Origin of the sequence: Salinispira pacifica, from assembly GCF_000507245.1 — a bacterium.
Lineage (GTDB): Bacteria > Spirochaetota > Spirochaetia > DSM-27196 > Salinispiraceae > Salinispira > Salinispira pacifica.
Genome location: NC_023035.1, coordinates 369,956 through 380,000 on the forward strand (window position 1 = coordinate 369,956; position 10,045 = coordinate 380,000).

Below are 10,045 nucleotides of genomic sequence, written 5' to 3' on the forward strand. Positions count from 1 at the left end.
TTGCCTCTTCCGGGAGATGTTCCATCCGGCGTCTGCCGGCCATGTTTGCATTTATGGGAAGTGGCCGAGGCCCCGGTTTTCAGCGGAAAAAATCCTTGCTGTGCCGGGGGAAAATCGTAATATTTTAGGTATACCCAAAGCCCCATTGCCCCGGCGTATTTAAGCCGGTGACTGCGTGGGAAACCACACACCGTAACCGCCCGATCCATATGAGGGGAAATCCGGGGGCGGTGAAAAGAGGAACATGTAATGAGTGATGAGACACAAACCTATCAGACGTATAACGGCAGCGGAAAAGCACTTGAGATGCTGGAACACATCGGTTCCCGGAAAGCCGGGCGCCGCCTGACAGAAAAACCCATTGGGGATGATGTATTATTGAGAATCCTTGAAGCTGCAAGGTGGGCGCCTAGCTGCAGCAACAAGCAGCCCTGGCGCTACAGGCTGTGTACCGGTGCGGACGCGGAAAAAATCCGGGAAGCCCTTTTGGGCGGTAACTACTGGGCGGATTCCGCTCCGGCCTACATCGTGGCGGCGGTTGACCGCAAAGCCAGCTGTAATCTCAGCGACGACAGGGAGTATGCACTGCTGGATCTGGGATTGAGCATGCAGAACATATTTCTGCAGGCCCATGCAGAAGGTCTTGTGGCACACCCGATGGCCGGAATGGATCCCTTCAAAGTGAAGGAATTGTTCGGTATTCAGGATAATTTTCGTGTGATGGCGGTTATTTCCCTGGCTTACCCCGGCGGAGACCGGGAGCTCAGCGAAAAACACGAGGAACTGGAACAGAACGGTCAGGTGCGAAAGCCCATGAAGGAAATTCTGTTTAACCCTGAAGTGCTTGATTCCCTGAACGGGTAGCCCATGGAACCTGTTCTGTATTATCAGGAAGTGCGTCCCGGCGATGCGTCAGCTTCCCGGAGTCTGCCGCCCCTGGTGATTGTTCACGGTCTGTTCGGTTCGGGTGATAACTGGATGAAACTTGCCCGCCGCTTTGCCGGACAGCGCAGGGTGTTTCTGGTTGACCTCCCGAACCACGGATGTTCGAAATGGACGGAACGTGCGGATTATCACGCCAGCGCCCGTGAGCTTGCAGCCACTCTGGAGAGGATCAGAGGGCGGGAGTTTTCCGATGATGAGGAGTTTGACGGCTTTCTCCTCCTGGGACATTCCATGGGCGGGAAGGCGGTCATGGTGCTCGCCCTCAGCCTGTGGGGCGATCTTGAGCCTCCCGGCGATGTGACGAATCTCCTTTCGGGAATTGTGATAGCCGACATCGCCCCTGTGGAGTATCCCCGCAGTCATGACAGTATTTTCAATGCACTGGAAAACCTCCCCCTGGAGAAGCTTGAGAGCCGGCAGGATGCCGACAGGGAATTGAAGCAGAGCCTGCCTTCAGGGGTGTTGCGGGCATTTCTTCTGAAAAACCTCTATCGGGATGACCGGGACCGGTTTGCCTGGAAGCTGAATCTGAATGTTCTGCACCGGGATTACCCGGAAATTCTGGGGTTCCCCGATCCGGGAAACCGGGTATCCACCCTTCCGGCTTTGTTTCTCCGGGGCTCGGAATCTGATTACATCGTGCCGGAGGAACACCGAAGCATCATCTGGAGGCTCTTTCCCCGGGCCAGGATGGAGGAAGTTTCCGGCGCAGGCCATTGGCTGCATGCAGAACAGCCTGAAAAGGTGTATAACATAATCATGGAACAGTAGCCCGGGCATACGGCTCATCCCGGGGGAAACACATGTCCCGGAACCGGCGATGTACCCGGGGCACATATCAAAATACCAAACAGGGCGGAGTTATGGCAGAGATGATCAAGGCGCAGGACGGATGTATGTTTACTTCCGGTGACCTGAAATTTTATCCCGGAAAGGCGCTGCCCTTTGGTGCAACGGTCACGCCACAGGGCGTACAGTTCTCCATATTTTCACGCAATGCAACTGCCGTCTGGCTCCAGCTCTATGATCATGAAACAGATGGAACTCCCGCCCACGAAATCGAGCTGGCCCCGGCTGTAATAAAACGGGGGATTGCTGGCATATCACCATTCAGGGTCTGAAGAAAGGTCAGCTGTATCTGTTCCGGATGGACGGGCCGTATGATCCGGAGCAAGGGATGAGATTCAACAAACACAAGGTGTTGATAGATCCCTATGCCAAGGCCCTCACCGGAGGATTCAGGTGGAACCTGAAAGAAGCCTTCGGATATATCCCCGGCGATGAAGCAGATGATCTATCGTATTCAACCGACGGGGATGCAGGGGTAATGCCCAAATGCGTGGTTATAGACGACGACTTTTCATGGCAGGGGGATCAGCCCCTGAATTATCCTCTGCGAAATACCATTATTTACGAGAGCCATGTGCGGGGGCTGACCCGGCACCCAAGCGCCGCGAAACGATTCGGGGTGAAGCATCCCGGTACATTCAGGGGCGTTACCGAAATGATACCCTATCTCCGGGAGCTGGGAATAACCAGTCTGGAGCTGCTGCCCGTACAGGAATTCGATGAGTTTGAATATGAGGACCGGCACAATCCTGCCACCGGGGAGCCTTTGAAAAATTACTGGGGATATTCTTCCATCGCCTTTTTCGCCCCAAAGGCCAGCTATGCCTCCAGGAGCGACGGAGGCGCCCAAGTGAATGAGTTCAAGGAGATGGTGCGTCAGCTCCATGCCGCGGGGATCGAAGTGATCCTGGACATCGTCTTCAATCACAGCGGTGAAGGGGACCAGATGGGGCATACCTTCAGTTTCCGGGGTATCGATAACCGCATTTACTACATGCTTGCGCCAAACCCCCGCTACTACATGAACTACTCCGGCTGCGGCAATACTCTGAACTGCAACCATCCTGTGGTTCGGGGGATGATTATTGAAGCCCTCCGATACTGGGTCCAGGAGATGCACATTGACGGGTTCCGGTTCGATCTTGGGTCCATCCTCGGCCGGGATAAGAACGGTGAGCTGATGGATAATCCGCCGGTTCTGGAGAGGATTGCGGAGGATCCGGTGCTCCGCGATACCAAAATCATTGCCGAAGCCTGGGACGCCGGCGGGGCCTACCAGGTGGGCAGTTTTCCCGGCGGGCGCTGGGCGGAGTGGAACGACCGCTATCGGGACGAGATCAGGGCATTCTGGAAGGGCGACTGGCACCGGGTGAGTGATTTTGCCACCCGCTTCAGCGGCAGTGCGGATCTGTATCTTCAGACCGGCCGAAAACCCTTCCACAGTATCAACCTGATCACCGCCCACGACGGATTCACCCTGAATGATCTGGTGAGCTATAACGGCAAGCACAACGAAGCCAACGGTGAGCAGAACCGGGACGGTCACAATCACAATCTCAGCTGGAATTACGGTCATGAAGGACCCAGCGACGATCCCTATATTGCTCAGACCCGGAATCAGATGGTGAAAAACTTCCTGGCAACCCTCATGCTCTCCAGCGGAACCCCCATGATGCTTGGGGGGGATGAGCTGCGGCGGACCCAGCAGGGTAATAACAACGCCTACTGCCAGGACAATGAAATCTCCTGGTACGATTATGATTTCCTGGATGCCCACGGGGACGTGTACCGCTTTGCAAAGCATCTCATCAATTTCCGGAAGAGTCATCCTGCCCTGCAGAGGCAGGAGTTTTTTGTGGGAAGAGATATCTCCCAAAACCAGGTCCTGGATATTACCTGGTTCAACGAAAACGGGGACCCGCCTGACTGGAATAGGAAGGATAATGTTCTTGCTCTCCGGATAGACGGCAGCCGCCGTGAAATCCATGCGGACAGGGATGACTGTGATCTGCTCATGTTCTTTAATGCAAGCGGAGAAAACCGGGATTTCATGGTTATTCAGCCCAAACCCGGTCAGCGATGGCATCGGGTCATAGACACCCGGCTCCCCAGTCCCCGGGATATTCTGGAGCCAGGAGACGAGGAGTTCACCCAGGAGCTGTCAACCTATCTGGTATATTCCCGTTCCATGGTGGTGTTTATTGCAAAATAAATCGTCAAGGTGATGATGCAGGCCGATGGTACCATTCACAACCTGGATCAGGGTGGTCCGGCGGTTCCATCGCTGTGACGCAGGAGCCGGTGGTTCCCTCAGGCATGTCGGCGCAACCGATTGCTCCGGAATCTGCTCATGCCTGAGGTACTGGGGAGTGTATCAGCTCAGATCCCTCACGTGCACATATGATCCAGGCTCGTAATTCCTGAAATCCATTTCTGCGATGGTATTGCCGATCTCTGTTGCCGTTTTCACATCTCCGTTCCTGGAGGCGGAACGGAAGTACTCCGCGTTTGGGAACTGCGCATCGTTCTGTGCCCTGAGGGTTTTCTGCATGTCCGTCTCCACCATTCCCGGTGAAATGGACAGAACCTGGATTTTCTGCCTGCCTGCAGAGAAGTCGGCGCTGCTTGTCATGCTTAATAGATTCACGGCCGCCTTGCTCATGGAATAGACGCCGGCTCCGCTCATGGGGCCTTTGCTTGCACCGGAGCTGATATTCAGAATGATCCCCTCCCGGTTTAACGACGGGGTGTCCAGTGATTCCAGGGTTTTGCAGAGCCAGTCGCTGAGAAGGGCGGGGGCTATGCAGTTCAACACGAAGGTTTTCTGTGCATGTTCAGACCACTCAAGGGTGTCAGGAATGCTTCCTATGGGATGGATCGGTCCCAGTGCGGCGGCGTTGTTTACAAGAATTACCTCGAGTGATTCCTGTTCAGATTTGCTCAGCGCCGAGTAGCAGCTGTGAAAATGTTCTGTCAGCTCTGCGAGCAGGGGTGTGATGTGTGCGGTGGAGGAGAGGTCGCCGCTCACCGGGTGAAAAGAGGCGGTTTTTCGGTTCAGTTCCGCAGAAGCCTCGGGATCCTCGCTCCGGGCTATGGCGAGTACACTGAGGTTTTGTCCTCTGGTTCGGGCAAATCCTCTGAGAATGCCCAGCCCCAGACCTCTGTTCCAACCGCTGATTATGAGTATTGTCTTTCTGTTCATATACTGCTGAATTTTAGACTTCCTCCATGGGACTGTCAAATCCCGCCGGGGGGGATTGCATCGGATATTTCATTTTGAAAGACCGGAAACTTGACAGCACTGTGCATCTGCGACATATTTAGTTTCAACAGCGCAGGATATCCACCGTGATATCCGGTATGAAGACGAGTACCTGGTGACATTCCGTCCTGAGAGAGAGAACCCGAGGCTGAGAGGTTTTCGTCGGATATCCGGGGAAAACCCCTTCACAGCTGCGCCGGGGAACCTGGGGCGTGCAGGCGGGAACGTGAACTTCCACTCCTGACAGCCAGTCGGTAGTAACCGGTGCCGTTATTCCACGTTACGGAACGATCCCGGGGCGTACCGGGCGGCACAGACCGTCCTGAGCGTCAACAGGCAGCCGACTATCGGTTTCCTCCGTCCGGGAGCGAGTGCCCGGTTGAACCGGGAAATAAGGTGGTACCGCGGAAGGTCGTTGATCTTTCGTCCTTATGGCATACAGCAATATTGCCCTGCCGGGGAATGCTGTGGCTCGGTACAATCCAGCCTGATTCAACAGTATCCCATACAACGGCGCCGGGCAGACACCTTGAGGAGGTGTGTATGTCTGAGGCAGCAGTAGCAGAAAAGCAGAACGATGCCCAGAAGCATGAGGACCGTTTGTACCGGATCCGCCACACAGTAGCTCATGTGATGGCAGAGGCAGTACTGAAGAAATTTCCCGAAGCGAAAGTCGCAATCGGTCCTCCCATTGAAAACGGTTTCTATTACGATTTTGAGCTCCCTGAAGCGTTGAAGGAAGAAGATCTCCCGGAAATCGAAAAAACCATGCAGGAGATCGTGAAGGGTAAACACGATCTGGAAAAGCGGGTGATCAGCCGGAAGGAAGCCAAGGAGCTGTTTGCCCATCAGCCGTACAAGCTGGAGCTGGTGGATGCAATTCCCGATGGCGATGAAGTGAGCCTCTATTCGGTGGATGATTTTACCGACCTTTGCCGGGGTCCCCATGTGGAAAACACCCGGGAAATCAACTGGAAGAGCTTCAAGCTTCTCCGGATTGCCGGTGCGTACTGGCGTGGCGATTCCAACAACACCATGCTCACCCGCATCTACGGTACCGCCTGGGAAGACCCCAAACAGCTGCGCTCCTATCTTGATCATCTCAAGGAAATTGAAAAGCGTGACCATAGAAATCTGGGCCGGGATCTTGAGCTCTTCCATATAGAGGAGGACAATCCCGGGCAGATTTTCTGGCATCCCAAGGGCTGGTCCCTCTACCTTGAAATTCAGAACTATGTGCGCAAAAGCATTGCAGCCCAGGATTACCGGGAGGTGAATACTCCCTCGGTGATGCCCAGGGGACTGTGGGAGCGTTCGGGACATTGGGCCAAGTATCAGGAAAACATGTTCATCACCGAGAGCGAAAAGAATCTCTTTGCTCTGAAGCCCATGAACTGTCCCGGTCATATCGAGATCTTTAAAAAAGGTCTGAAGAGCTACCGGGATCTTCCCCTGAGAATGGCAGAGTTCGGTTCCTGTACCCGGAATGAGCCCAGCGGTGCTCTTCACGGCATTATGCGGGTTCGGGGTTTTGTGCAGGATGATGCCCACATTTTCTGCACCGAAGAGCAGATCGGTGATGAAGTGGGGCTGTTTGTTGATCTCCTGAAGGGAATGTATGCAGACTTCGGATTCACCGATGATAATATTATTGTGAAATTCTCAACCCGGCCGGAGGTAAGGGTGGGAGATGATGCCACCTGGGACCGGGCAGAGTCGGCTCTTGAAGCAGCATGTAAACAGGCCGGACTGGAGTACGAGGTAGCCGAGGGTGAAGGTGCCTTCTATGGGCCCAAGCTTGAGTTTACCCTTGTGGATGCTCTGGGCCGCCATTGGCAGTGCGGTACCATTCAGGTGGATTATCAACTGCCCTCCGACCAGCGGCTCAATGCCAGCTACATCGGCGAAGACGGGGAAAAGCATACTCCCATTTTGCTGCACCGGGCGGTGCTGGGGAGTCTGGAACGCTTTATCGGAATTCTCATAGAGCATTATGCCGGGGCGTTTCCGGTGTGGCTTGCTCCCGAGCAGATTAAAGTGATTCCTGTGGGGCCTGCATTTGAAGAAGGCGCTGCAAAAATCGCCGAGGAACTGAAACTCCAGGGTTTTCGGGCGGAGGCGGATCTGAGTGATGCCCGGATGAATGCCAAGATCCGGAAGCATCAGAAGCAGAAGGTTCCCTACATGCTGATCATCGGCGAACGGGAACTTGAAGAGGGAGCTGTGTCCGTGCGAACCCGTACCAATGAACAGATGAACGGCATGCCTCTGAAAGAATTCATCAGTTTCGTACGGGAGAAAATTGACAGTAAAGAAGTGCTGTAAGAAGAGTTCTTGCAGAATTACCGGCGCGGTCCAATGGATCGCGCCGTTTGCATTTTGGATGTATACTGAGAGTCTTCCAGAATATGGTGTTGAACATGTCTGTGTTGATTTACTCTGCAGGGGCATACATATCCCATTCCCCGATTACCGGAATGGATGAAATTTAATGGCTGACGAAAAGGAGGTCGCTGTGGCGAAAGATGTGAGGGCGAGTATGGACCGCCTGCTTGAAATCGGAAAAGATATTAAAACCTGGAGCGGTATCGGAGCCCTTCTGGGCTGGGATCAGGAAACCTACATGCCGGAGAAGGCAGTGGATGAGCGCAGCCGTCAACAGGCTGCGTTAAGCAGCCTGGTTCATGAGAAAATGACTTCAGGTGAAATCGGTGAACTTCTTGAGGATCTGGGTGCTGACGATGACAACCCCATGGGAGACGAATCCCGATGTGCGGATCTCAGCAGAACAGAACGGGCATTTATCCGCTACGTCCACCGAAGTTACCGTAAGGAGACCCGTCTGCCCGGCCGCCTGGTGAAGGAACTCTCCGAGACCCGGAGCAAAAGCCAGTCAGTATGGGCGAAAGCCAGACAGGAAAATGACTTTAAGAGTTTTCAGCCCTGGCTGGAAAAACTTATCGACCTGAAACTGGAGACCGCGGAGGCATACGGATATGATGATAACCCCTACGATCCTCTGCTGGACGATTACGAACCCGACATGAAAACCTCCGAAGTTCAGCGGGTATTCAGTGATTTAAAGGCGGATCTGGTTCCCCTGGTGAAGGCGATTGCTGAATCGAAGCAGGTGGATAACTCGTTTCTTACGAAACATTATCCTGCAAAGCTTCAGGAAGAGTTCGGGTACAAGGTGCTTGAAAAGCTGAATTACCCCATGGACAGGGGGCGTCTGGATGTAACCGCTCACCCGTTCACCACAGAATTGGGCAGCGATGATATCAGAATAACCACCCGCTATATGGAGGACTTTTTCAATTCATCCCTCTACAGCATTATTCATGAAGCAGGACACGGTCTGTATGAGCTGGGTATGGGTGATGATATTCGGGGTAACCTGCTGGCCGGAGGCACAAGCCTGGGAATTCATGAGTCCCAGTCCCGGACCTGGGAAAACCTGGTTGGACGCAGCCGGGAATTCTGGGAGTACTTCCTGCCCTCCTTAAAGAGCATGTTCCCCGAAAACCTTGACGGAGTTGACGTTGAAGCCATGTGGAGGGGGGTGAACAAGGTTGAGCCCTCATTTATCAGGGTTGAAGCCGATGAGGTGACCTACAGCCTTCATGTAATGCTCCGCTTTGAGCTGGAGCAGAAGCTGATCAACAGGAAGCTGGCCGTGAAGGATCTGCCGGAGGCCTGGAATGAGGGGATGAGGGAGCTTCTGGGAATTGTGCCGGAACGTGACAGCGACGGAGTCCTTCAGGACGTACACTGGAGTTTCGGTCTGTTCGGATACTTTCCCACCTACGCCCTGGGGAATCTGTACGGTTCCCAGTTCTGGAATACCATGGTAAAAGATATTCCCGATGTGTACACCCAAATGGCGTCCGGCGACTTCACCCGGATTCTGGCCTGGTTGAGAGAACACATTCACCAATACGGATCCAGCAAAACAGCCGGCGAACTTGCAATGGATATTACCGGTGAGCCCCTGAATGCCAGGTATTTTGTGGACTACCTGAATTCCAAATACAAAACGGTGTACAAGCTGGACTGAAGCATGTAGGATGCCATCTGCCCGGCGCGGATTTTGCGTCGGGGGCAGGTGGCAGCACCTGCAGAAATACTAGCGGAACCGGAAAATTTACCCTGTATTTTTTCCCGGAGTAATCCGATAATTGGGACAGAGATGCAGGTAGTACTATATCGACGAAACAGCAAAAATCAGCTCTATTATTACTCCATGGATGATCGTCAGCAATCGCTGTTTCATCCCCATGCGCTTACCATCCGCTGGGGAAGGAAGCCGGAAGGCGGCAGGGAGAAGCAGTTCTATTTTTCCAGCGAGAAAGAGAAGAACGCCAAAATACGTAGTCTCCTGAAAGCAAAACTCAAAGACTACCAGGTCCTTTACAGCTATTTCAAAGATTCAGCAGCAGGCACGAAAACTCCGGGCAAAGGCAACGGAGATTCCCTGGTGTCGCGAATATCCTGAATTCATTCGGGCGGGAGAGATCATTTTCCGGCCGCTATTCCCGAAAAATCATATCTGAAAAGCCGCCAATACCCGGTCGTACCTGAATGAAAATCCTTCACCGGAAACCGCTTCCTATGTATCCGGGTTAGATCTATCCGATTTGGATCGCAGGGCATTCCGCAGATCAAAAATGAAGTGGTAGATCTTTTCTATCAGCGAAAGCACCAGAACAGGGCTTACAATCCATTCCAGAACAGAGATGATTTCCCCTGAGTATGCAGATAGTGCCGGTATGAAACGGATGAGTGCCGCAGCATACATTGTCATGATGCCGAATATTGATGCCTTCGCCAGCAGACTTGAACTGTGCTCCTGCATTTTCTGATGCATCACGGTCATAACAGCCGCCGCAGCCCACTGGAAAAACAGGCGAAGCATCACCAGAATAAAGAACCAGTCGGGAAGAAGCTCATATATGATGTAGGCGATTGAGATTGATATCAGCACCGCAT

7 protein-coding genes and 1 pseudogene (1 of these 8 only partly in view) are annotated in these 10,045 nt (G+C 53.4%); 6 read left to right on the forward strand and 2 right to left on the reverse strand.

Annotation, left to right across the window (positions count from 1 at the left end; all coding sequences use genetic code 11):
• Nucleotides 1-249: 249 nt before the first annotated feature.
• From L21SP2_RS01595 to glgX, 3 genes and pseudogenes are all read left to right on the forward strand, one after another.
• Entirely contained in the window at nt 250-864 is a 615-nt protein-coding gene (locus L21SP2_RS01595) for a nitroreductase family protein (protein WP_024266704.1), read from the forward strand.
• A 3-nt stretch (nt 865-867) separates the two neighbouring features.
• Nucleotides 868-1,716 carry an alpha/beta fold hydrolase gene (locus tag L21SP2_RS01600; RefSeq protein ID WP_024266705.1) on the forward strand — a complete coding sequence of 283 codons (849 nt, stop codon included), beginning with the start codon at nt 868-870 and terminating at the stop codon, nt 1,714-1,716.
• 125 nt (nt 1,717-1,841) lie between these two features.
• Nucleotides 1,842-4,006 (forward strand): annotated as a pseudogene (glgX, locus tag L21SP2_RS01605) (glycogen debranching protein GlgX).
• A 162-nt stretch (nt 4,007-4,168) separates the two neighbouring features.
• Here the strand turns inward: glgX and L21SP2_RS01610 are convergent.
• On the reverse strand, nt 4,169-4,996 hold the full coding sequence (locus tag L21SP2_RS01610; RefSeq protein ID WP_024266706.1) for an SDR family NAD(P)-dependent oxidoreductase: 828 nt from the start codon (nt 4,994-4,996) through the stop codon (nt 4,169-4,171).
• 603 nt (nt 4,997-5,599) lie between these two features.
• Between L21SP2_RS01610 and thrS the strand changes: the two genes are divergently transcribed.
• From thrS to L21SP2_RS01625, 3 genes are all read left to right on the forward strand, one after another.
• On the forward strand, nt 5,600-7,381 hold the full coding sequence (gene thrS / locus L21SP2_RS01615) for a threonine--tRNA ligase (protein WP_024266707.1): 1,782 nt from the start codon (nt 5,600-5,602) through the stop codon (nt 7,379-7,381).
• A gap of 166 nt (nt 7,382-7,547) precedes the next feature.
• A complete protein-coding gene (locus L21SP2_RS01620; RefSeq protein ID WP_144082892.1) occupies nt 7,548-9,113 on the forward strand; it encodes a carboxypeptidase M32 in 1,566 nt (521 codons plus the stop codon).
• 132 nt (nt 9,114-9,245) lie between these two features.
• The gene (locus L21SP2_RS01625) at nt 9,246-9,551 is read left to right on the forward strand and encodes a WGR domain-containing protein (protein ID WP_024266710.1); all 306 of its coding nucleotides are present in this window, start codon (nt 9,246-9,248) and stop codon (nt 9,549-9,551) included.
• A 114-nt stretch (nt 9,552-9,665) separates the two neighbouring features.
• Here the strand turns inward: L21SP2_RS01625 and L21SP2_RS01630 are convergent, their stop codons facing one another.
• Nucleotides 9,666-10,045 carry the end of a CDP-alcohol phosphatidyltransferase family protein gene (locus tag L21SP2_RS01630; RefSeq protein ID WP_024266711.1) on the reverse strand. 454 nt of this gene lie beyond the right edge of the window, so only the last 380 of its 834 coding nucleotides appear in the window; its start codon lies off the right edge, out of view; the stop codon is at nt 9,666-9,668.

Coding starts and splice junctions, on each gene's coding strand:
- L21SP2_RS01595 (WP_024266704.1), top strand. CDS start 250: ATGAGTGATGAGACACAAACCTATCAGACGTATAACGGCAGCGGAAAA.
- L21SP2_RS01600 (WP_024266705.1), top strand. CDS start 868: ATGGAACCTGTTCTGTATTATCAGGAAGTGCGTCCCGGCGATGCGTCA.
- L21SP2_RS01610 (WP_024266706.1), bottom strand. CDS start 4,996: ATGAACAGAAAGACAATACTCATAATCAGCGGTTGGAACAGAGGTCTG.
- thrS (WP_024266707.1), top strand. CDS start 5,600: ATGTCTGAGGCAGCAGTAGCAGAAAAGCAGAACGATGCCCAGAAGCAT.
- L21SP2_RS01620 (WP_144082892.1), top strand. CDS start 7,548: ATGGCTGACGAAAAGGAGGTCGCTGTGGCGAAAGATGTGAGGGCGAGT.
- L21SP2_RS01625 (WP_024266710.1), top strand. CDS start 9,246: ATGCAGGTAGTACTATATCGACGAAACAGCAAAAATCAGCTCTATTAT.